Source organism: Lactococcus allomyrinae (assembly GCF_003627095.1).
In the GTDB taxonomy this organism is placed as follows: Bacteria; Bacillota; Bacilli; order Lactobacillales; family Streptococcaceae; genus Lactococcus; species Lactococcus allomyrinae.
This window is the reverse complement of the sequence record NZ_CP032627.1, coordinates 757,906-782,511: the sequence shown is the minus strand read 5'-3', so window position 1 is coordinate 782,511 and position 24,606 is coordinate 757,906. Positions and strand designations below refer to the sequence as shown.

Here is a 24,606-nt window from a genome sequence, read left to right as displayed (position 1 = left end):
ACATTTATGCTTTCTTCTCAATCGGTGCCATTGCGGCAAGGAGACGTTTCATACCAACTTCTGGAAAATTGATTTTCAGTTCCATATTTTTTCCTGTACCACTTACACCTAGCACCATCCCTTCACCCCACTTACGGTGGACTGCAGTGTCACCAATTTTCCAGTCTACTGTTGCTGTCTGAGCAGTAGTCGTTGTACTGTGAGTTACCGCAGGATTAATGATTGCTTTGCGTTGATGTAAAGCGTCTGACATTGACGTTCCTGAGCTGAAGCCACTAGATTTATAACTTGCATTAAAACTGGTATTTGCCTTGCGAGCAATCCCCGTATAATCTAATAATTCTGCATCAATTTCTGAAATAAATCTACTTGGCCGATTATAGTTTGTTTTACCATAAAGCACACGCTGATTGGCATTCATCAGGTAAAGCGTTTGTTCTGCACGGGTAATCCCAACATAAGCCAAACGGCGTTCTTCCTCAAGCTCATCCATATCTTCATTTACACGCGAAAGAGGAAAAATATTTTCTTCCATTCCAATCAGAAAGACAACGGGAAATTCAAGTCCTTTTGCAGCATGCAATGTCATCATCGTAACTTGGTCAGAATCTTCTTCATAGGCATCTGTTTCAGACAGCAGACTTACTTCATTAAGAAAACGACTCAATTTATCCAAACCTGTTTCAATCAAAGGTTCGCCTGTTTCTTCATCCAAAGGAACTTCTGATTTTTCATCAAATCCTTTGGTCACAGAAAGAAATTCTTCGATATTTTCAATACGAGCCTGATTCTCAATGCTCGGTATCATTTGCAAGGCTTTCAGATAGCCTGTACGCTCTAACATCTCTTCAACCAGCTCTGTAATTGTTAAGTTTTCTGTACGTGCTCGTAAGAAATCAAATACAAGACCAAGGTCGTAAATTTCGCCAGCAGCTTTTCCTCTGATATCTGAAATCGTAATATCAAGTAAACTATTGGCTAATGAAACACCACGACTGTCAGCAAAATGACGCAGTTTGTCCAAAGTTCCTGGTCCAACCCCGCGTTTAGGCTCATTAATAATTCGCTCAAAACTCATATTATCCGCAGGATTTGCAACAACATTCAGATAAGCAATGACATCACGAATTTCTTTACGTGAGTAAAATTTTGTTCCTGCGACCATCGTATAAGGGATATTTGATTTCACAAAAGAATCTTCAATCGTACGTGATTGGGCATTCGTTCGGTACAGCACTGCATAGTCAGCATACTTACGTCCTGAGCGTCTTCCTTCTGAAATAACTTCGGAAACCTTATTCGCTTCTTCTTGTTCGTTGCCTGCGCGGAAATAAATGATATTTTCACCATCATCATTTTGAGTCCAGAGCTTTTTAGGACGACGTTTAATATTATTTTTAATGACATTATTCGCCGCCTGCAGAATCGTCTTAGTTGAGCGATAATTTTCCTCAAGCAACACCACTTTTGCATTAGGATAATCTTTTTCAAAGTCAAGGATATTTTGCATATCTGCACCACGCCAACCATAGATGGATTGGTCAGCATCTCCGACCACGCAGATGTTCTTAAAACGACTAGCAAGAAGCTTTACAAGTTGATACTGTGCGTGGTTAGTATCTTGGTATTCGTCCACATGAATATATTGAAATTTCCCTTGATAATAAGCTAAAACATCAGGATTTTTATCAAACAATCTTAAAGTTTGCATGATTAAATCATCGAAGTCCATTGATTCTGCTTTGCGTAACTCATTTTGATAAATTTTATAAACACGTGCAACAACCATTTCATAAGGATTTCGTGCAGTAACTTGCGCCTCATAGGCATCTGCATCAAGCAAATCATTCTTAGCATTTGAAATTGTACCCAAAAGTGCTTTAGGTTCCCATTTTTTAGAATCTAAATTTGCTTCTTTCAAAATGCGCTTCATCAACGATTTTTGCTCACCTGGATCTATAATGGTGAAATTCCGATTGTAACCAATGTGATCCGCATCACGTCTCAAAATACGTACACACATTGAGTGAAAAGTTGCAATCAACGTATCTTGTGCCATAGGTGTCAAAGAAAGTGCACGTTCACGCATTTCCTTCGCTGCTTTATTGGTAAAGGTAATCGCGAGAATATTCCATGGATTAATCATTTTTTCATCAATTAAATAAGCAATGCGGTGAGTCAAAACACGTGTCTTACCCGAACCAGCACCCGCCATAATTAAGAGAGGACCTTCTGTTGTTTGCACAGCTTCTGCTTGCTTATCATTCATTCCTTGAAGTAATGGGTTCATTTTTTCTCGTTTCCTTAAAATATAAAAATAACTGTTCAAGCTTAAAACATTTAACTATCCTAAAACACTCGCAAGTAAGCACTACATCAAACTATGTTGCATTCAAATTAATTTTCTGAGTGGTGTGATTAGAACGATTTAGAAGTCAATAGGTATAAAGTTAATTATTTTCATTCATCTTTGTAAAAAATCACTTACTATTATAGCATATTTTTGGAAAGCAAATGGATTGAGTTTAACTTAGTAAGTACGTGCTAATTCCCCCACCTCTTAAAGGTGGCGGGATAAGCAGCACTATCTCCGCTTCGCTACGCTGTCCATTCGCTCTAAGCGACTAAAGTCGCAAGGCGAAGTGGCAAGCTCTGCTTTCGTTCTACTAACATTGGTGAGGAATTCCCTCTCCCTCACCAATGAAGTAATCACTTCAATTAATCGCATATAGATTTTCCACTGCCAAAAAGCTCACTGAATTCAGTGAGCTTTTGACAACTTAAAGACTTAAAAGTTTCGGATTTGATTGTAGCGTTTTGAAAAAGCACTAACCATTGAGTCTGTCGCTTTTGTGAATGGTGTTTTATTTTCAAATACACCATGAACAATGATACGATGAGTGGCTTCAACATCCGCACAAGTGACTAATGTAATCTCTGTCTTGCCAGGCGTATCATTTAACACTTCGACATGGTCGGGTGTTACGACATTAATTTTGGTAATTTTATACTGATAAATATTGTTCTTATCTGTAATATAAATCGTCATTCCGTCCTTAGCATGTGTCAATGGCGTAAATAAAATTGACAAATCTGAGCTAAATCCTGTCATGTTATGACCTGCTAATGTGTAATTTCCCTGACCCATGACTTGTTCAGGTTTCATTGTCCCCGCACCATATAGAAGAGATGTATTTCCGACACCACGGAAAATAGGTAAATTAATTCCCAAATCTGGAATTGCAATCCCGCCAATAACCGGCAAAGGCTGACGATTAAACTGATTTGCTAATACGGCTTGAAAATCTACTGAACGAACGGCATCAAAGTCAAAGCTAACATCTGCTTCTTGGTTTTTCTTAATCTTTTCACGTGAAATATTATTAAGTTGGTAACGATTACTATTCATCGCAATCAGCATATTTCGAATAGGCTTATTAAAAACTAATGCTAGACCGACTAAAAAGAGCAGAACGATAAGGGTATTAACAATCCAACGACGTTTTTTCTTTTTTCCCTTTTCTTGTCGTTTCATTTTTTCTCCTTTGTCTATGAGTAATATGTAATTTATTTAACTCTTATCTTACTTTAATTTTACCATGCTTTCAACTTTAAGTCAAAAACCGTACCACATCATATAAGAATTAATAGAAAAATCTTGCTGATAAAGCAAGATTTTACTTCAAATCATTGATATTTCCTAGTTCAAAAGTTTTTGTTTCGGTCAATTTGAATTTATCTTTTAAGCCTGGTGTAATGTAAACTTTATTGTCTTTGTCAACAAAGACTGCCTGCACATTTTTTAGCTTTTCAATATATTCATAGCCTTTTTTGGTTCCCATTGCATAAATCAAAGTTGAAAGTCCATCACCATTTGTCTCATCTTTTCCTGAAATCAAAAGTGTAATACTTGCAATATCATTGTCAAATGGATAGCCTGTTTTGGGATTTAAAATATGACTATATTTGTGACCATCAACTTCTAGATAGCGTTCATAAATCCCAGATGTATTGACATGCTGGTTTGCGGCATAAAGTATGCCCATTTGTTTTGCCGTAGGGTCATTGGGGTCTTTGATACCAATGCTCCAAGGACTTTCATCTCCTCTTGGTGAATGTCCTATCACGTAAATTGAGCTTGAACCGAGGTTTACAATCCCAGTTGTAACCCCTTCTTTTTTGAGCAAATCTACCATTTTCATCGCCACAAAACCTTTAACAATCGAACCCAAGTCCAATTTTGCCCCTTTTTGTGTCAAATAAATCGTTTGCGCCTTATTATCAAACTCAATGTATTTATAATTAATCAATGGTAAAACATGGTCAATTTCAGACTGGGAAGGCTTGCGCGCATTTGGCATTCCAATATTCCAAAGACTGGTCAGTGGACCAATGGTAATATCATAACCCAGATTTTTAGCAGAATAATTATAGCCCGCTTTAATCAAATTATAAACGCCTGGATCAACCTTGATTGGTTTAATCCCTGCATTTTTATTAATCGTATCAACTAAAGAACCTGTTTGATTTACTGTTGTTAGCTTATTGTATTCAACAGGAATCTTAAGTGCATCTGTGACTGCTCGCTCTTTTCCTTTATCATAAACAGTTACTTGAACAAAAGTGCCCATCGTTGTAACGTCTTTATTTATTGGTGTTTTCAACAAGTGACGTGTGTCTTTTGTCGCATCTTTGCTAGAGCACGCAGCTAAAGTAAACAGACTCAAGCCAGCCACAAAAAGTAATGTTAATTTTTTCATGTTCCTCTATATTTCTTTCGGAAATTTTTAACCCAGCAAGTGCCTGCTGATCCCTAAAAAGATAACATTTTTTTGATGTTAATAAGGGCAATTGCTTGGATAAGTTATTTTTATTTTATAATAAACTTACAGAAAAGCGGTCAGCACTATTTTATCAGTAGGAAAGTCTGTCAGTATACTGACAGACTCTTTTTTATGCTTACTCACTTACTGATAGATACCGATTTTTTCCTAGAAATTTATTCTTCAGGTTGTTCAGGATTTTCAACGCTGTTAGTGTTAGAACTATCCGGTACAGCTACATCCGTACTGACAGAAGTTTCGTCAGTAACTTCTTCATCACTTTCAGCTTCTACGAGTGCAAAGGTTACAATATGTGCATCTTCGTCCAATCTCATCACTTTCACACCCTGAGCACTACGACCTGTTTGGGAAATATTTTGAACATTTGTACGAATGATAACGCCAGTATCAGTAATGACCATGATATCCTCATCACCATTTACCGCAGCAAGTCCTGCTAATTTACCAGTACGTTCTGTCACATTCATGACTTTAATCCCTTTACCGCCACGACCTTTTGTTGGATATTCAGAAGCACGGGTACGTTTTCCGAGACCATTTTCTGAGATAACTAGCACTTCTTCATCATTATTGATGACTGAAGTACCTACGACGAAGTCGCCATCGCGCAAATTAACCCCTTTTACACCAGTAGCACTACGTCCCATGTCACGAACAACAGCTCCTTTGAAACGAACAGAATAACCATTGTGAGTCCCAATAATCACCTCGTCTTCACCTGAAGTGCGCAAGACATTAATCAACTCATCACCTTCACGTAAATTCAAAGCTTTTAGACCATTTGTACGAATATTGGCAAACTGCTCTGTTGAGGTACGTTTGACTAAACCATTACGTGTCGTAAAGAAGAGATATTTTGCTGCCTGCTCTCTATCTACATTAATCACCGTCGCAATACGTTCACCATCATCTAACTTCAATAGATTAACAATCGGCAATCCTTTTGCTGTCCGGCCGTATTCTGGGATTTCATACCCCTTCATCCGATAAACACGACCACGGTTAGTAAAGAAAAGTAAGTGGTCATGCGTAGAAGTTGACACTAAATGTTGGACAAAGTCGTCATCCGACATCCCCATGCCTTGCACACCACGTCCACCACGATTTTGCGCCCGAAATTCATCACTTGCCAGACGCTTGATATATCCTTTATTAGATAATGTAATTAAAACATCTTCTTCTTCAATCAGGTCTTCATCTTCAAGATTCAACACTTCACCAACAAGAAGCTCTGTGCGACGCGCGCCTTCCTTGGTATCAGCAAATTTCCGTTTAACTTCTTCGAGTTCTTCACGAATAATCTTTTTAACACGCTCAGGTTTTGCTAAAATATCTGTTAAATCAGCGATCAAGGTAACTAAATCTTGATATTCTGCCTCAATCTTGTCACGTTCTAAACCAGTCAAACGACGTAGGCGCATATCAAGAATGGCTTGCGATTGTTTTTCGGAGAGCGCAAACTCATCCATCATTGTTTTTTGAGCAATGCTATCTGTCTGTGATTCACGGATAATCGAAATAATGCGATCAATATTGTCTAAAGCAATTCGCAAACCTTCCAAAATGTGGGCACGAGCTTCTGCACGAGCCTTATCAAAGGCAGTACGACGTTCAACCACTTCAATCTGGTGTTCAATATAGTCTACCAAAATTTGTTTGAGCGAAAGAATCTTTGGAATCCCTTTCTCAATCGCCAACATATTGAAGCCAAATGATGTCTGTAGTGAAGTCAGTTTAAACAAATTATTTAAAATAACATGAGCAGATAAATCGCGACGTACCTCAATAACGACACGAATTCCTTCACGGTTAGATTCATCCCGAACAGCTGTCAAGCCTTCAATCCGCTTTTCATGATTCAAACGAACAATATGTTCAACCAACTTCGCTTTATTAACCATATAAGGAAGTTCAGTAACAACGATACGTTCTTTCCCACCTGGCATTTCTTCAATATGTGTTTTGGAGCGGAGTGTGATTGACCCTTTTCCAGTTTCGTAGGCCCTGCGAATTCCCGCTTTCCCCATAACCAAAGCACCAGTAGGGAAGTCTGGCCCAGGCATAACACGCATCAAGTCTGCCGTTGTTGCATCAGGGTTTTCCATAATCATGTCAACTGCGGCAATCGTCTCACCCAAGTTGTGCGGTGGAATATTAGTTGCCATCCCAACTGCAATCCCAGTTGTCCCGTTTACAAGTAAATTAGGGAATCGGGCCGGAAGAACTTCTGGCTCACGCTCTGTACCATCGTAGTTATCTACAAAGTCAACTGTATTCTTGTTGATGTCACGAAGCATTTCAAGGGCAATCTTACTCATCCGTGCTTCTGTATAACGTTGCGCCGCCGCACCGTCACCATCCATTGAGCCAAAGTTTCCATGTCCATCGACCAGCATATGACGATAAGACCACCATTGCGCCATGCGCACCATCGCTTCATAAATTGAGCTATCACCATGTGGGTGATATTTACCCATAACATCCCCTGTGATACGGGCGGATTTTTTATGCGGTTTATCTGGCGTATTACCTAGCTCATTCATTCCGTACAAAATCCGACGATGAACTGGTTTCAATCCATCACGCACATCTGGAAGTGCACGCGCAACAATAACCGACATGGCATAGTCACGAAAAGAGGTCTTCATTTCCTCAGCTAGATTAACATTCACAACATTTTTATCTTGCATTGATTCTCACTTTCACAAGTTAAAATTCACGAACATGAACTTTCGTTCATTAGTAAACATACTTGTTTTAATTATACCAAAAAAGCCAATATTTTGCTGACTTTTAACGATATTACTCAAGGAAGTTCAAAGCTGAAATCATGTTGGTAGATATAAGCAAAAAGTTCAAATTTTCGGAACAAATAAATTGCCGAGGGTTGCCGCCATAACAGCTTTAATCGTATGCATACGGTTTTCGGCTTGTTCAAAAACTACAGCATTTTTTGATTGGAAAACTTCGTCGGTCACTTCTAATTCATCAATGTTATATTTCCACTTTATTTCTTTCATTATCTCTGTATTCAAGTCATGAAAACTCGGAAGACAGTGCATAAAGATAAAGTCTTTGTTAAGAATCTTATCCGTGAGCGTTTTGTTAACCTGATATGGGCGTAATAATTTTATTCTATTTTCTGTTTGTGCTTCTTCACCCATGCTGACCCAGACATCAGTGTAGATAATGTCAGCATTTTCCACTCCATTGATGTCTGAACGAATCGTTATTTTACTTTGTGTCTTCATCGCATACTTACGGGCAAGTTGCTGAATCGCATGGGGTGGCTGCAAAGATTCTGGCGCAACAATAGTAACATCTACTCCCAATATCGCGGCTGTCACAAGCAACGAATTAGCGACATTATTTCGTCCATCACCAACATAAGCTAGAGTGAGCTTATCTAGTGTTCCAAAATGTTCTTTAATTGTCATGAAATCAGCAAGCATTTGCGTGGGGTGCCAGTCATCAGTCAGACCATTCCAAACTGGAACATCGGATGCTTTCGCAAGCGTTTCTACATCACTTTGTTTAAAACCTCGAAATTCAATACCATCAAACATTGAACCAAGCACCTTTGCAGTATCAGTGATGGATTCTTTCTTTCCCAATTGAATATCGTTTGGTCCGAGGAACTCTGGATGTGCGCCGAGATCAACTGCAGCAGTCGTAAATGCAGCACGTGTTCGTGTTGAAGTTTTTTCAAAAATAAGTGCAATGTTTTTATCTTGTAAATACTTATGTGGAATATGTTGCTTTTTCAATTTTTTAAGGTGAATAGCAAAATCAATCAAATAGAGTAATTCGTTTTTATTGTAATCAACCTCTTTTAAAAAACTTCTTCCTTGAAACATCTTCTCTCCTTTTCTCATTCTGTCAGTATGCTGACAGATTTATCAACCTTGCTGATAAAGTTCTCTATCTGCAGATTCAATGCTTACTTTGGACGCATGAACTGACAGATATTCTCAGACCAAAGCACTTCCTGTGGCAGATACAATTTCACCGAATAGTTGGTGGCTGTGAAAGAGAAACAGTATCAGGATGTTATCAGCGTGCCTTGCCCTTTGTCAGTAAATAATTCTAATAACAGAGCATTAGGAACTCGACCATCTAATAAAACTGCCCGACCAAGTCCTTCTTCCATTGCATATTTTATTGCTTCGATTTTGGGAATCATGCCATCAGTGATTTTTCCATTACTGACAAGTTTTGAAAGTTCTGTCAGTGCTATCTTTTCGATAAAACTTTCTTCATCAGGGTAGTCAGCGTAGAGTCCTCGCACATCACTCAACACAATGAATTGTTCGGCTTTCAAACTGCCAGCAATTCGGCTTGCAGCAGTGTCTGCGTTGATGTTATAGATTTGACCATCTCTACCAATCCCTGCTGATGCAATGACAGGAATGGCATCAGTACTGACAATTTGTTCAATCAAAGCTGGATTGATTTTTGTAATTTCACCCACATAGCCAAGTTCATCCGACAATTTTTGAGCTTCAATCATCTTTCCATCAATACCAGAAATTCCGACAGCATTTCCACCAAGTTGTATTAAATCTTGCACAAGTGTTTTATTAACTGCGCCAGCTAAAGCAGTCAGAGCTAGGTGAGCAGTTTGCTCATCGGTATAGCGTAATCCTTTGATAAATTGACTTTCTACCTGATATTTATCAAGTAACTCTGCAATTGCAGGACCGCCACCGTGGACAAGCACTACTTTGATTCCCACAGTTTTGAGTAATAAAATATCCTTTAAAATACTTTCTTTAACTTTATCATCAGTCATTGCATTCCCACCATATTTGATGACAACTGTTTGATTTCGATATTTAAGCAGGTAAGTTAAACTTTCTGTCAGTATTTTTGCAATTGTTTGTGAATCTGTCATAACACTTTCTCCAGTATTTCTGCTCCCTTTACCAATTCTGCTTTGGTCATGATAAGTGGAGGTAAAAGGCGAATGACATCATCTCCCGCAGAAAGTGCAAGCAAACCCTCATCTCGAAGCATTCCTAAAATTTCTGTAATTTTTTGTCCATCTGTCAGTTGTATACCAAGCATCAAGCCTACTGAACGAATCGCTTTTACTTGTGATTTTACTGACAACTTTTCTGTCAGTACTGACAAGAAAAATTCCGACTTATCAGTAACTTCTGACAGAAAATCAGGTGTCATAGCAGTCAAAACTTCATTAGCGCTTGCCATCGCTAAAGGATTTCCACCAAAAGTTGAACCATGTTTTCCTTTTGAAAAATAATCAGCGTATTCATTTTTGCAAAGCATTGCCCCTGTTGGAATACCATTTGCCAAAGCTTTTGCAACTGTAAAAATATCGGGCTTCAAGCCAAAATGTTCAAAGCTGAAAAGTTTTCCTGTACGCCCAATGCCTGTCTGAACCTCGTCAATAATCAATAATATCCCTGCTTTTTGTGCCTCTTTCAACACTTGGACAAACTCGGGAGTAATGGGTAGCACACCACCTTCTCCCTGCACCATTTCTAGAATTATCGCCCCAATATTTTGATTAGAAAGCACCTGCCAAAGACCATCTACATCATTGTAGTCGCTACACACAAAATCAGGTAACAAAGGCGAAAATCCAGCTTGAATTTTTTCCTGCATCGTTGCACTCATCGCCCCAAAAGTCCGACCGTGAAAACCATGATTAAACGCTAGAACTTTTTGCCCACTTTTTATCAAACGAGTCAGTTTCAAAGCCGCTTCATTTGCTTCGGTTCCACTATTACAAAAAAATGCTTTGTATTCATGATTTTGGCTTAATTTTGCAGCCACTTTTTCCTGCAATGGATTTTGATAAAGATTTGAAAGGTGAGAGAGTGCGTCAATCTGAGTTTTTACAGCAATTTTACCTGCTTCAAAACTATAACCCATATTCATCACACCAATTCCACTTGTAAAATCCAAATAACGTTTCCCATTCTCATCAAATAGATAGACCTCTTCGCCTTTAATTAGACTGAAAGGAAAACGACTATAATTTTCTAATAAATCCGTCATAACAATACCCTCGAAATATCCTTTTTTATGAAATTAGCTCGTATATAATGCATTGATTTCTACATATTTATAGGTCAAATCACATCCCCAAGCCTGCCCATTACCTGTACCACAATTCAAATCAACTACAATCGAAATCATATTTTCTTTTAATTTTTCAGAAAGAAACGCTGCTTCAAACTGAACAGGGGTAGAATGATAAAGTACAAGTTCATCCTGAATTTTAAGTTCAATATCGTCCACTTCAAAATCAGCAGCTTGACCAATGCTTGATACAATCCGCCCCCAGTTAGGGTCTGCACCAAAAATGGCTGTTTTGACTAGACTTGAACCAACGATTTTTTTAGCAATTAATCTTGCGGACAGACTATCAAATGCCCCTTTCACCGTTACCTCAATAAGTTTAGTGGCTCCTTCACCATCAGCAGCAATTTTTTGGGCAAGAACTTGGCAAACTTTTTCCAACATTTGTCTGAATAAAAGATAATCTTTTGTACCCTCTAGGATTTCTTCATTGGCGGCCATACCATTTGCCAAGATAAGAACGGTGTCATTCGTTGAAGTATCTCCATCTACGGTGATTTGATTAAAAGTTGTTTCTATCAGTGCTGACAAAGTTTTTTGAAGCAATGACTGTGCAATTTTTGCATCAGTTGTGATAAAAGCAAGCATGGTTGCCATATTAGGATGAATCATACCAGAACCTTTACACACTCCACTCATTTTTACAATTTTTCCACCGATTTCTTCTTCCAAGTTTATCGTTTTTATTTTTGTATCTGTAGTCAATATTGCCTGAGCAAAGCCCGCTGGATTGCCCACCTTAGATAATTTTGATATTCCAGTAGCCATTTTCTCCATAGGTAACTGAACACCGATAACCCCAGTTGAGCAAACTGCGACGTGCTCTTGTACCAAATTAAATTTATCGGCAATCATTTTTTGAGTTTTTAATGCATTTTGCCAACCCTCATCCCCTGTTACAGCATTAGCTACTGCCGAATTACAAACAATTGCTTGTGCTTTTCCATTTTTTATAATTTCTCGATTCAATTTCACAGGCGCCGCATATACTTTATTCGTTGTAAAGACTCCTGCGATAGCAGCGGGAACCTCGCTCAAAATAATTCCTAAATCTAAATTCTTATATTTTAACTGTGCATGTACTGCATCCGCTGAAAATCCTTTTGGACTCGCAATCGTTCCTTCTACTTCTTTCATCATATCCTCATTATTCTAGATTTGCGGCATAAACTTAAGCCCTAAACACTCATCATAACCAAATAGTTGATTGAAATTTTGTACTGCCTGCCCTGCAGCACCTTTCATCAAATTATCAATCACAGAAACAACTGTCAAAATATTTGTTACTGGATTATAAGCCAAACCAATATCACAAAAATTTGTACCGGTTACATCTGACAATTGTGGCATTTGTCGTCGAATTCTAACAAAAGTTTTATTGGCAAAGCATTTTTTATAAGCTTCATAAACCTGTTCAAATCCTACTCCCGTTGATAATTTTACATAGCTACTTACAAAAATACCTCGTGTCACAGGGATTAAGCTCGTTGTAAATTGTAGAGCATGAAAATCAGAATTCCAAACCTTTAACTGTTGGGCAATCTCTGGAATATGCTGATGCATATTTACTTTATACATACTCATATTGTCTGAAACATTTACGAAATGACTTGCTTCGCTCAAACTTTTTCCAGCACCTGAAAGTCCCGATTTGGCATCCACAATAATACTATCCAACTCAATTAAATCTTGCTGTACCAAAGGAGCTAGAGCCAATAACGTAGCTGTCGCATAGCAGCCTGGATTCGCGATATAAGGCTTCGTAGCTTTTCCCAAATCAGCTAAATTATATTGTGCTTTGAATAAATATTCCATATCCACATTTGTATTTTTATACCATTTTTTGTATGTTTCAGGATTTTTTAGTCGAAAATCACCAGATAAATCAATAACAGGAAAACCTTGTTCAATAAAAGTTAAAGCCAGCTCTTTACTTACTCCAGAAGAAGTTGCAAAAAATATTGCATCACACTTTTCAATCACTTCTTGTCTATCAAAGTTTTCAATAACCAAATCCGTCAACCCATCAAACTGAGGAAAAACATCTGCTAATTTTTCACCGCAATGTGAAGTCGCATACACATTTACAACCTCCACTTCTGGATGATAATAAAGCAACCTAAAGCACTCTAATCCACTATATCCAGTAATACCAACTATTGCTATTTTCTTCATATATTTACTCGCTTCTTTTTGTATATTTATACATAATACTACTCTTGATTTTAATTGTCAAGAATTAAATGTAAAAAAATACAGAAATATATTTTATTCCTGTATTTTTATGCTTTATTTAAAAAACTTTCTATCTTTTAGATTAAATTAAAGTGCGTTAAGTGCAGTGGCAATTGGCGTTGCTCCATTATGCATTGTAATGACTTTACCGATTGAATGTTCGGTATTCACGAGTTCTTTCAAAGTTTGCGCCACATCCTCAATAGTATTAGGAGCAGAAATCTCATCATTGATATCAATCAATCCAGTTTCTTTCTCTTCAGTTAAATAACCTGGCTGCAAAATTGTATAATCTAAACTTGTATTATTAATCAAATACAAATCTGCAAAATGTTTTGCGATATAATAATCTTTCAACGCAATAAACCCTGGTGTCGTCCATTTTTCGGGCTGCAAAGCAAAAATAGTGCTCAACAAAATAAACCGTTTAATCCCAGCTCTCTCTGCAGCTTGCATCAATTTCACCGCTCCAAACAAATCAACCTGAAGTAAACTTCCCCAGATGAACCCGCCACATCAATGATAATATCCATTTCCTTTATGACTTCAACCATTTGATCAGGTGTCCAATCCAAGTCGAAGCTTACAGGAGTTACATTTTGAATAATAGGCACTTTGTTCTTTTGACGAGCGCCAGCAAATATCTGATGTCCCATTTGTGACATTTTATCAAGTAAACTCAACCCCACACGACCAGTGGAACCCGCAATAAATATTTTCACATCATTCTCTTTTCTATATTTTTTAGCTGTTGAAATTTTTTAGCTGTTGAAGTTAGAATTTTAAATTTTACTCCAACTTAATATACCAGCACAAAACTACGCAATATTTTTCAGACCTCTATAGTTCGTCTAATCCTTATATTTTAGCAAAAAAACCGCATCATGCGATTTTTAAAAATTCTATAATCTATTCTTCATCCATTGACAAAACAGATAGGAAAGCTTCTTGTGGTACCTCTACCGAACCAATTGATTTCATTCGTTTTTTACCTGCTTTTTGCTTCTCAAGCAGTTTACGCTTACGCGAAATATCACCACCATAACATTTAGCAAGGACATTTTTCCGAAGTGCTTTAATGTCACTACGTGCCACAATTTTTTGACCAATAGCGGCCTGAATAGGTACTTCAAACTGTTGGCGTGGAATGAGTTTTTTCAATTTTTCAACGATGATTTTACCACGTTCATAAGCAAACTCTTTGTGAACAATAAAGCTTAGTGCATCAACTTTATCACCATTCAGCAGGATATCCATTTTCTGCAGATTAGACACACGATAGTCACTGATTTCATAGTCAAAGCTTGCATAACCTTTGGTTGATGATTTTAATTTATCAAAGAAATCAAAGACAATCTCACTTAACGGAATATGATAAATGATATTAACGCGATTGGCATCAAGGTAATCCATTGTCTCAAAAACACCACGTTTGCGCTGAGCAAGCTCCATCACACTTCCTACAAATTCATTGGGTACCATGATTTGCGCTTTAACATATGGTTCTTCGATATTTTCAATTCGTGTTGGATCTGGAAATTCAGAAGGATTGGCAACTTCAAGCAATTCACCATCTGTTGTATTGATATGATAAACGACAGATGGTGCTGTCATGATCAGGTCAATACCAAATTCACGCTCTAAACGTTCTTGGACAACATCCATATGCAAGAGTCCAAGAAAACCACAGCGAAAGCCAAATCCAAGCGCTTGTGAGGTTTCTGGCTCAAACTGAAGGCTGGCATCGTTAAGTTGAAGTTTTTCCAAGGCTTCACGCAAATCATTGAATTTATTGGACTCAATCGGATAAATCCCTGCAAACACCATTGGATTCATTTGCTTATAGCCACCAAGTGCTTCTTTTGCTGGATTATTTGCAAGTGTTACTGTATCACCAACTCGAGTATCAGCAACTGTTTTGATACTTGCCGCAATATAGCCAACATCTCCTGCCATCAGAAAGTCTCTACTCACTGCTTTTGGCGTGAAAATCCCAACTTCTGTCACATCAAATTCTTTTTCATTGCTCATCAGTTGAATACGATCACCAACTTTAACTGATCCATCAACCACACGAACTTGTAAAATAACACCACGATAAGCATCATAAACAGAGTCAAAAATCAGCGCTTTTAGGGGAGCATCTACTTCACCACTAGGTGCTGGTACTTTCTCAACAATCTGCTCAAGGATTTCTTCAATACCAATCCCTGATTTCGCGGAAGCAAGTACAGCTTCCGAGGCATCAAGTCCAATAACATCTTCAATCTCTTGACGCACTTTTTCTGGGTCAGCAGCAGGAAGGTCAATTTTATTGATGACAGGAAGAATTTCAAGATTATTATCCAGAGCCAGATAAACGTTGGCAAGTGTCTGTGCCTCAATTCCTTGTGCTGCATCCACAACGAGAATTGCTCCTTCACAAGCTGCAAGGCTTCTAGAAACTTCATAAGTAAAGTCAACGTGACCTGGTGTGTCAATCAAATGAAAAATATACGTTTCGCCATCTTTTGCAGTGTAGTTAAGTTCAATAGCATTGAGTTTAATGGTAATTCCACGCTCACGCTCCAAATCCATTGAATCCAGCATTTGAGCTTGAAGTTCCCTTTTTGAAACTGTTTCAGTTTGTTCAAGAATACGATCGGCAAGTGTTGATTTCCCGTGGTCAATATGCGCAATAATACTAAAATTACGAATTTTTTCCTTACGCGCGTTCATTTCTGCGATGTTCATATTTATTCCTATACTAATCAAAGAATTATTTTTTATACTTTGCTGAACTTACAAAAGTTCTGTAAGCAGAGTGTTTAAATTTTAAACACTCTAAGTTTAATTAAGCTAATTATACCATAAAAGCAACTGAAAAACCGCTTCTCTTTGTGAGAAACGGCTCTGTCAAACCATCTTTTACTTCTGTCAGCATACTGACAATTCTACAGGATTAAAATATGTGATGAATTCAAAGAAAAATGCTATCAGTATGCTGACAAAAAACAATCACTACAAGTTAGAACTGATGTTTTTCAAAGTTTTCATTATCTACAGGAAATTCTTGTTGGATGTTATCAATTTTGCCAAACTCCACTGTCACCTTATCAATGACAAAGTCCTGAACGTGGGCGCTAAAAGTCTTATCACTACTTACAAAATGTAAATGAAAACCATCACCAAAAAGGTCTGCCAAATGTTTAGGAGACCAAATTCCAACGATTGTCCCACAGGCATTTTCTCTTGTAAAATGAGGTTGCTTAGAAAGAATATCAAGATAAGGCTCAGTATTTCCTGCAGGCTTACTACTAACCGTCATGGCTTTAAAAAAACCTGCAATCACAATACTGTAAGCAGCACTTTTTGTTGGCAATTTTTCTGTCAGTGCTGACAGAAATTCGGAAGCCGAACTTCCAGAGTTGTCAGTAAAGCTTGTCAACGGTTGATGGTCAACAACAGCAACATAAGGGAGTGTTTCATCTTTTTCTACAACACGAACTTTATTTTCAGATGAGCCATGATAAGCCACACCGTCCAAAATAGTGACTTCGCCATTTGCTGTATCAAGTGTACCAATTCCAGCACTTCCATGTTTCAATGCTTCTTCAAGGGTGATGGTTCCTTCATAAAAACCGCCGTAGAGTGTATTATATGTATTATGTTGAAATATTTTACTGTTTGTCATGAGCATATTATACCAAAAAATGGAATGAGCGATTATTATTAAGTCTTAAAAATTTTGCTTTTTGTCCACCAGTTTGTTGTAAGTAGGTCGGAGATAAAACAATACTGGCTTTCAACCTCCACCCAACTACTTACTCTAGTTATTATACTGGCCTTTTACTCCTCATTGCTTAAAGATATTATTATTTTGAGTATAGTTTGGTACGATACAGATTACTATTAGGTAAGTTGACTTTCTTTTATACTGTAAAATTCCTATTTTTATTGTATTATACTTTAATGTATTGTCCTGATTTCATTAGATTAACTTTCTTCTGTTGTACGGAAAATGATTTTTGCCAAAAAATGAGATTATATGGTAGAATATTGCATATGACTATAAAAACTTCATTTGCGAGTTTTGTTGGGAAATCATCAGCTTTTGTCTTGGAGAAATTTTTTAGACGTGGCTCAACTTTGCCTGGCAAACTTGCATTAAAAATTGACCCAAATATTCTGTCAGTACTGACAAAAAATTATGAAATTATTGTCATTACTGGGACTAACGGTAAAACACTGACAACAGCTCTGACAGTAGGAATTTTGGAGAAGGCTTTCGGTCCTGTCGTGACTAATCCTTCTGGTGCCAATATGATTACTGGAATCGTCTCGACTTTTTTGAAAGCACCAAAAACAAAGACACCTCAGAAAAAATTTGCAGTGTTAGAGATTGACGAAGCAAGTCTGCCAAAAATTACAGAGTATATTAAACCCTCACTTTTTCTATTTACCAATATTTTCCGCGACCAAATGGATCGTTATGGCGAGATTTATACGACTTATGATTTTATTGTCAAAGGAGCTGCAAACTCACCTACTGCGACAGTTCTGCTCAATGGCGATAGTCCATTATTTAATTCCAAGAAGTTGGTGAACAAAGTCAAATATTACGGTTTCGACCACGAGGAACACACTCCAACTCATGCTCACTACAATACTGAGGGAATTGTTTGTCCTAGGTGTCATCACATTCTTGCTTACAAGATGAATACTTACGCTAATCTTGGAAATTATATCTGTGTAAATTGCGGATTCACTCGCCCATCACTTGACTATAAGCTGTCAGAACTGACAGAAATCACAAATACTTCGTCACGTTTTGTTATTGACGGAAATTCTTATAAAATCAATGTCGGCGGGCTTTACAATATTTACAATGCACTAGCTGCAGTTTCTGTTGCTGAATATTTTGATGTGCCAGCAGAAAAAATCACTGCTGGCTTCAATGAGTCAAAAGCTGTCTTTGGTCGCCAAGAAACACTTGAAATTGATGGCAAACAAGTCACAATCGTATTGATTAAAAACCCCGTTGGTGCCAATCAAGCCTTAGAAATGATGAAATTGGCAAACTATCCATTTACCTTAATCAGTCTTTTGAATGCAAATTATGCTGACGGAATTGACACAAGTTGGATTTGGGACGCTAATTTTGAATTGCTCCGAGAAATGGAAATTGACCAGATTATCACAGGTGGTGCTAGAGCAAGCGAAATGGCACGTCGGATGCGTGTCACTGGTTTTGATGCCGACAAGATTTCTGAACGTGACAATCTAGCCAGTGTTTTGAGAGACATAAAATCATCCAAAACCGACCATGTCTATATCCTTGCGACCTACACAGCAATGCTTGCTATGCGTGAACTTCTTTCAAAAGAACATCTAATTGATGGAGAAATGAAGTAATGAAAAAAATTGATGAGTACGAGTATCCTAATAAAAAGCATTTCATAAAATCTGCACTTGGCTATAATCGTGGTGAAGTCGATTTATTCTTACGCCAGCTAGCTGAAAATCCCTTACCTTCTGAACAAATCAAGAACAAGAGTTTTTCAAGCAGCGCTATGGGTTATGATAAACAAGACGTTAAGTTCTATCTTCAAGAACTCGCTGCTTATCGTTACAACATTGAACACGCAGATGAACAAGAGAGCAAACGTCTTGAATCTCTTGCAAAAGTTGACCTTGCTCATCCTAATTTCAAAGTCGCATTTCGAGGCTATAATACTACAGAAATTGATGAGTTTCTTCGCCAAATACATACACCAGAAGAAATTTATGAAGCTCATTTTACCAAGCGGTTCCAGGGCTATAACACTTATCAAGTTGACTTTTATCTTGATGCATGGATTCAAAAACTGAAAGGAAATTTATGACTTATATTTCACTAAAATCCAATCTTGAACATCCAAAATTTGATTTGACAGTCGCCCATCTTTACGGTGATTTAATGAATACTTATGGCGATAATGGTAATATTCTCATGCTCAAGTATGTTGGCGAAAAGCTTGGTTGCGAGATGACCTTTGAGATTGTATCCCTCGGTGATAGGTTTGATAAAGAACGTTACGACCTCGTTTTTTGGGGTGGTGGACAAGATTACGAGCAAGAAATTATCGCTGACGGAAGTCTGTCAGCGCTGACAGAACCTCTAAAATCCTACATTGAAGCTGACAAACCTCTGCTTGCCATCTGCGGTGGCTATCAAATGCTCGGTCAATATTATGTCAATGCTTCGGGTCATAAAATCGCAGGAACTGGGATTCTTGGTCATTACACAGAAAACTTGCGCACTGACCGTTTTATCGGTGATATTGAAACACACAATGACGAGTTTGGCGAAACCTACTATGGCTTTGAAAATCATTCTGGCATCACTTATTTATCAGAAGATGAAAAACCGTTGGGGCGTGTTGTCTATGGCGGTGGCAACAATCCAGATGATGATACCGAAGGATTGATTTATAAAAATACCTTTGGTACTTACTTTCATGGACCTATCTTATCAAGAAATAGCCGACTTGCTTACAGACTTGTTACTACTGCTTTGCGTCAAAAATATGGTCAGTCCATTTTACTTCCAAGCTTTGAAGAAATCTTGTCAGATGAAGAAAAAGGACAAAACATCACTGACATTAAACGCAAATCCGAAAAATAAGTGATCAGTTCAATATGATTAACGTGAGCATTGATTCTGCGAATAAAAAATCTGTCAGCAAGCTGACAGATTTCATTTCTCACGTTGACACAAAATAAAACTTACTGACAAAGTGCTGTCAGTAAGTTTTTTGTAAGATCTAATCGGAAATCAAGTAAGATAAGTGCATTCTGACTTAGCACGCACGATCTCCACTTCGCTACGCTGTCCATTTGCTCTAAAGTGGTGACCGCATATCTTTGATGTGAGGTTGTGGTTGTATCCTAACATTAGTGATGGAGAAAGAATCCCCATCAATAAAGTAATCGTAATCACTTCAATCAATTGATTTCAAAGCGCCCAACATATCTACACGTTTTAATTTAAAATGAACAAATAGACTCAGAGCAAGAGTTGTTGCCATCGTAATCGTTGCAGACAAGAGTAAATTTGTCCACAATAACGCTAGGTTGAACATTACTAAATCAGGAGCGACCTGCTCAATAATAAACCGATGGAAAAAAGCGCCCAATCCAAAACCACAAAGTATACCAATGAAGCTCAATAAAATCGTTTCACGATAAATATACATTGTCACTTCTCGGTCATAAAATCCAAGGACTTTAATCGTCGAGAGTTCCCGAATTCGCTCAGAAACATTAATGTTTGTCAGATTATAAATCACTACTACCGCAAGCAAAATCGCACAGATAATCAAGACAAACATGACACTATTCATTCCTTGCATAAACGCATCAATCGTATTGCGCATATCAATATTCTGTGAAATAGCTGCCACAGCAGGTAAGCTCATCAACTTAGCTGACTGCTCCCGAACATTACTCTCTTTAGAATCTGTAAGTTTAATCAATTGAGCATTTGCTGTAAAGTTCTTACCAAAAACGTGTTGGTATTCTATTGGACTCATAAACAGATAATGTCCCATATACATCTCAGTAATGCCAGAAATTCGAATTTTAAACTGTTTATGATCAGCATTTTCAACTGTAAAACGATCACCTACTCTAACATTCAACAAATCAGAGAGTTTTTCGGAAATAATCGCGCCTGAATCTGTCAAGGGCAACTTTTTCTGTGAGATGCGGTTTCTTAAAGTGACATATTGTGAAAAATGGTTTGTTTGATTTGGCACAATCATACTAATTTGTTGTGTTTCATTATCATCTGTCTTTTTAGTCAATTGTTCAAAATGCACCGACAAATGTGAATCAATTGTGTCCGAATTCAATTTTTTATCTAATTCATCTCGCTCAGCATTGGTCATCTTCTCCTGCTCTACTGCAATCATATCGTAGTGCAAAATGTCACCAAATTGCCGACTTGCAAGACCCGAAATCGAATCACGAATACCAAATCCCATCACAAGCAATGCCGTACAACCTGCCACCCCGAAAATCGTCATCAGCATCCGTTTTTTATAGCGAAAAAGATTACGAGCCGTCACTTTATAAGTGAAACTCATCCGCCGCCATATAAAACCAATCTTTTCCAATAAAATACGTGAACCTGCCTTCGGAGCTTTTGCCAAAAATAGTTGAGCAGGTGCCGCACGTAACTCCTGATAAACCACCCAATACGCAGGTAACACGCTACAAGCAATTGCAATTAAAAATGCTACAATAGTCCAAAAAACAGAAAAAGTCAACCGCAAATTAGAGAACGTTGACGAAGCAGTATAGGCATTAAATACCGCAATCGGCAAAAAAGTATGCCCCAAAATTGTTCCAGCCACTGCCCCACTTCCACTAGAGACTAAGCCATAAATGATAAATTTCTGATGAATTTGTCGATTAGAGTAGCCTAAAGCCTTGAGTAAACCGAGATTACTTCGCTCCTCCTCAACAAAACGAGTCATTGTCGTCAAACTAACCAAGAGTGCAATCGCAAAAAGCACAACTGGAAAAACATTAGATAACGTATCAATTCGAGTGGAGTCATCAAGAAAGCTCTGATAACCTGGATTGCCATCTTTACGATTATTAACAGTATAGACTGGCGCCACTAAGCGATTGAGCGCCTCTTGCTTTGTCTGCAAGTCAGATTGAGCACTCGTAATTTTTGATTGTGCTTGTTTTATTTGTTGCTGTCCATCGTCAATTTGAGTTTGCATCTCAGGACTCACAGGTAATCCCGTGGCCTCGGCAGCTACGAGTTGCTGTTGTTGTTTATCTAACTGTGATTTTTGCTGAGCAATCTGTTGCTCTTTTTGCTCTAACTCAACCTTTGCTGAATTAATCTGTTGCTGTGGCTCAGTTTTTAATGCTTTCAAACGATTTTCAGGCTGATTTTTGAGTTGATTTTCAACTTTTGTTTGATAATGACTTGCCAAATCATTATAGCGTACGTCGTAGATTGATAAACCTTGCATTCGAGTAAAAGTCATTCTGGCAATCATATAGACGGATGAATCAAAAGTGTTCTTAGGAATTATCCCATAACCATTGAGTTGTCCTGTACCAATCGTTGTCCGACCAAAATCATTTTTATCTACGTACTCACTTGATTTAACAAATCCAACAATTTTAAACGAATGTTGGCGCAAAATATAATTTCCATCTGATTTTTCTTCCGTAAAATCAATGGTGTCACCCAAGTGAAACTGTCCTTTATAAAGATAATCCAGTGCAATCTCACCCGTCTGTGTTGGCATCCTTCCAGCTTGCAGTGCATAGGTGGATAAATCTTGAGGAGGAGAAAACAAGCGCAAACTTGTATGTGTACCTTTGAGTAATACATCACGAAAATAACCAAACTCTACCTGTTTCACACCCGAAGTTGCTTTAATCAACTTTTGATCGCTGTCATCTAATCCTAAAGTTGAAGTCACCGTCAAATCTGCCAACCTGTGCTGTGTATAAAAGTGTTCTGCTGTTGCACGCATATTTGGTCCTGAAACCTTCAATCCCACAAATGCAAAGACACCCAGTACCATCAAAGAAAAAATAGAAAGAAAACGTCCCAAAGAACCAGTAATAGAACGTCTAACATCCTTATTTATTGTCTTTTTCGCCATAACTCACCACTCAATTCCCTCTATATCTTCTGGCTGCGGATTGATTGAGATAGCCTTGATTTTTCCATCATGCATCTGAATGACGCGATTGGCAATTCTCGCAATTGCAGCATTATGAGTAACAATAATGACCGTTGTTCCTTGTTTTCTTGTCCGATCTTGCAAGAGTTTTAAAATCTGTTTTCCTGTTTGATAATCTAATGCCCCTGTCGGCTCATCACACAGCAAAATTTTTGGATTTTTGGCAATCGCGCGTGCAATAGCAACCCGTTGCTGCTCTCCTCCTGAAAGCTGTGAAGGAAAATTATGAATGCGATGCTCAAGCCCTACATCCTTTAGCACCGTTTCTGGGTCTAGTGCTGTATCAACGATTTCTGAAGCTAATTCTACATTTTCTTTCGCCGTCAGATTATTCACCAAGTTATAAAATTGAAAAACAAATCCTACAGCATACCTACGATATTTAATCAATTCTTTTTCTGAAAAATGGGCAATGTTTTCTCCATCTATGAATAACTCGCCTTCATCACAGGTATCCATTCCTCCTAGAATATTGAGTACGGTAGATTTTCCTGCCCCTGACGAGCCTAAAATAACTGCCAGTTCACCCTTTTCAATCTCAAAATTAACATGGTCGTTGGCAAAGATAACTTCTGAGCCCGTTTGATATTTTTTTGATTCATTGATGATTTCTATGAATGACATCTTTAACCTCTTTTCCCTCAAATTGAGCCGTTCTTGTAAGCCTTTTACTTTTGATTATAACATACTTGTAGCCTAAGTTTCAGTGAAATCGAAAAAACTAGCTCATCCGTTTTGAAGTGATTACTTCAAGTATAATGCAAAAATACCTTTCTGATGAGAAAGGTATCATTTTTTTCATTTCCAAAAATCATCAAAAACAGTAATTGGAAGATGCCGTTTATGTTGAGTTTTATTCCACCATGCTTCTATCTTGGTTGCAGCCTCTTTGGGAATCGTTTTGCCTTCCAAATAATCATCAATATTGTCATAAGTGACGCCAAGTGCTACTTCGTCAGCAAGACCTGGTTTTCCATCCTCGAGGTCTGCGGTAGGTATCTTTTCGTAAATAGCAGGGTCTGCACCAAGTTCTGCCAAGAGCTGTTTACCTTGGCGCTTATTTAGGCGAAAAATTGGTAATAAGTCTGCGCCACCATCCCCAAATTTTGTAAAGAATCCTGTGATATTTTCGGCCGCATGGTCAGTACCGAGGACTGCTCCTTTGTATTCACCTGCTACTGCATATTGTGTAATCATACGTTGACGAGCTTTAATATTTCCCTTGTTAAAGTCTGAAACATTGACACCAGCTTCTGTCAGTGCTGACAGCTGTCCGTCAACAGCTGGTTTGATATTGACCGCAAGACTTACATCAGGTTTAATAAACTTCAACGCACGCTGCGCATCGGCTTCATCAGCTTGGACACCATAAGGCAAACGAATTGCGATAAATTGATAACTGTCATCACCAGTTTCTAGTCGCATTTCTTCAATAGCAAGTTGTGCCAGACGTCCAGCTAAACTTGAGTCTTGACCTCCAGAAATACCCAGTACAAATGATTTGATGAAAGGATATTTCTTCAAATAATCTTTTAGAAAATCAATAGATACACGAATTTCTGCTTTTACATCTATCTCAGCTTTTACACCTAATGATGCTATAATCTCAGTTTGTAATGTCATTTTTTCTCCTGATAAGGTCATTTTATAGTTCTTATTTTATAGGATAGAATCCTCAG

Annotated in this window: 17 protein-coding genes and 1 pseudogene; 3 read left to right on the top strand and 15 right to left on the bottom strand. The window is 37.9% G+C overall.

Going from position 1 to position 24,606, the window contains the following annotated elements:
* Positions 1–4: 4 nt before the first annotated feature.
* The 12 genes and pseudogenes from pcrA to D7I46_RS03690 all read right to left on the bottom strand — a co-directional run bounded on the left by pcrA (position 5) and on the right by D7I46_RS03690 (position 16,860).
* Positions 5–2,290 (bottom strand): DNA helicase PcrA, encoded by a 2,286-nt coding sequence (gene pcrA / locus D7I46_RS03745; RefSeq protein ID WP_120771664.1) that lies wholly within the window; start codon positions 2,288–2,290, stop codon positions 5–7.
* Positions 2,291–2,788: 498 nt separating this feature from the next.
* On the bottom strand, positions 2,789–3,535 hold the full coding sequence (locus D7I46_RS03740; protein ID WP_120771663.1) for a class A sortase: 747 nt from the start codon (positions 3,533–3,535) through the stop codon (positions 2,789–2,791).
* 142 nt (positions 3,536–3,677) lie between these two features.
* On the bottom strand, positions 3,678–4,760 hold the full coding sequence (locus tag D7I46_RS03735; RefSeq protein WP_120771662.1) for an FAD:protein FMN transferase: 1,083 nt from the start codon (positions 4,758–4,760) through the stop codon (positions 3,678–3,680).
* A 239-nt stretch (positions 4,761–4,999) separates the two neighbouring features.
* Entirely contained in the window at positions 5,000–7,534 is a 2,535-nt protein-coding gene (gene gyrA, locus D7I46_RS03730; RefSeq protein WP_120771661.1) for a DNA gyrase subunit A, read from the bottom strand.
* Between the two features lie 165 nt (positions 7,535–7,699).
* Positions 7,700–8,701, bottom strand: coding sequence for an ornithine carbamoyltransferase (argF, locus tag D7I46_RS03725; RefSeq protein WP_120771660.1), 1,002 nt, complete (start codon positions 8,699–8,701; stop codon positions 7,700–7,702).
* A gap of 185 nt (positions 8,702–8,886) precedes the next feature.
* The gene (gene argB, locus D7I46_RS03720) at positions 8,887–9,738 is read right to left on the bottom strand and encodes an acetylglutamate kinase (protein ID WP_120771659.1); all 852 of its coding nucleotides are present in this window, start codon (positions 9,736–9,738) and stop codon (positions 8,887–8,889) included.
* Positions 9,735–10,868 (bottom strand): acetylornithine transaminase, encoded by a 1,134-nt coding sequence (locus D7I46_RS03715; RefSeq protein WP_120771658.1) that lies wholly within the window; start codon positions 10,866–10,868, stop codon positions 9,735–9,737. The genes argB and D7I46_RS03715 overlap by 4 nt, the downstream gene beginning before the upstream one ends.
* A 33-nt stretch (positions 10,869–10,901) precedes the next feature.
* Positions 10,902–12,089 carry a bifunctional glutamate N-acetyltransferase/amino-acid acetyltransferase ArgJ gene (gene argJ / locus D7I46_RS03710; RefSeq protein WP_120771657.1) on the bottom strand — a complete coding sequence of 396 codons (1,188 nt, stop codon included), beginning with the start codon at positions 12,087–12,089 and terminating at the stop codon, positions 10,902–10,904.
* A 15-nt stretch (positions 12,090–12,104) separates the two neighbouring features.
* Entirely contained in the window at positions 12,105–13,127 is a 1,023-nt protein-coding gene (gene argC, locus D7I46_RS03705; RefSeq protein ID WP_120771656.1) for an N-acetyl-gamma-glutamyl-phosphate reductase, read from the bottom strand.
* A 147-nt stretch (positions 13,128–13,274) separates the two neighbouring features.
* A pseudogene (locus D7I46_RS13730) lies at positions 13,275–13,909 on the bottom strand (SDR family oxidoreductase).
* 187 nt (positions 13,910–14,096) lie between these two features.
* Entirely contained in the window at positions 14,097–15,920 is a 1,824-nt protein-coding gene (gene lepA, locus D7I46_RS03695; RefSeq protein ID WP_120771655.1) for a translation elongation factor 4, read from the bottom strand.
* A 274-nt stretch (positions 15,921–16,194) separates the two neighbouring features.
* The gene (locus D7I46_RS03690) at positions 16,195–16,860 is read right to left on the bottom strand and encodes an acetolactate decarboxylase (protein ID WP_120773281.1); all 666 of its coding nucleotides are present in this window, start codon (positions 16,858–16,860) and stop codon (positions 16,195–16,197) included.
* Positions 16,861–17,231: 371 nt separating this feature from the next.
* On the opposite strand from D7I46_RS03690, the gene murT reads away from it, so the two are divergent.
* The 3 genes from murT to gatD are packed head-to-tail and all read left to right on the top strand — an operon-like array spanning position 17,232 to position 19,833.
* A complete protein-coding gene (gene murT, locus D7I46_RS03685) occupies positions 17,232–18,581 on the top strand; it encodes a lipid II isoglutaminyl synthase subunit MurT (protein ID WP_120771654.1) in 1,350 nt (449 codons plus the stop codon).
* Positions 18,581–19,051, top strand: coding sequence for a DivIVA domain-containing protein (locus D7I46_RS03680; protein WP_120771653.1), 471 nt, complete (start codon positions 18,581–18,583; stop codon positions 19,049–19,051). Before murT ends, D7I46_RS03680 begins: the two co-directional genes overlap by 1 nt.
* Complete coding sequence (gatD, locus tag D7I46_RS03675; protein ID WP_120771652.1) at positions 19,048–19,833, top strand: lipid II isoglutaminyl synthase subunit GatD; 786 nt, start codon at positions 19,048–19,050, stop codon at positions 19,831–19,833. The genes D7I46_RS03680 and gatD overlap by 4 nt, the downstream gene beginning before the upstream one ends.
* Positions 19,834–20,149: 316 nt before the next feature.
* Here the strand turns inward: gatD and D7I46_RS03670 are convergent, their stop codons facing one another.
* The 3 genes from D7I46_RS03670 to nadE all read right to left on the bottom strand — a co-directional run bounded on the left by D7I46_RS03670 (position 20,150) and on the right by nadE (position 24,550).
* Complete coding sequence (locus tag D7I46_RS03670) at positions 20,150–22,846, bottom strand: ABC transporter permease (RefSeq protein WP_120771651.1); 2,697 nt, start codon at positions 22,844–22,846, stop codon at positions 20,150–20,152.
* Between the two features lie 3 nt (positions 22,847–22,849).
* A complete protein-coding gene (locus D7I46_RS03665) occupies positions 22,850–23,551 on the bottom strand; it encodes an ABC transporter ATP-binding protein (protein ID WP_120771650.1) in 702 nt (233 codons plus the stop codon).
* Between the two features lie 174 nt (positions 23,552–23,725).
* Positions 23,726–24,550, bottom strand: coding sequence for an ammonia-dependent NAD(+) synthetase (gene nadE / locus D7I46_RS03660; RefSeq protein ID WP_120771649.1), 825 nt, complete (start codon positions 24,548–24,550; stop codon positions 23,726–23,728).
* Between the last annotated feature and the right edge of the window lie 56 nt (positions 24,551–24,606).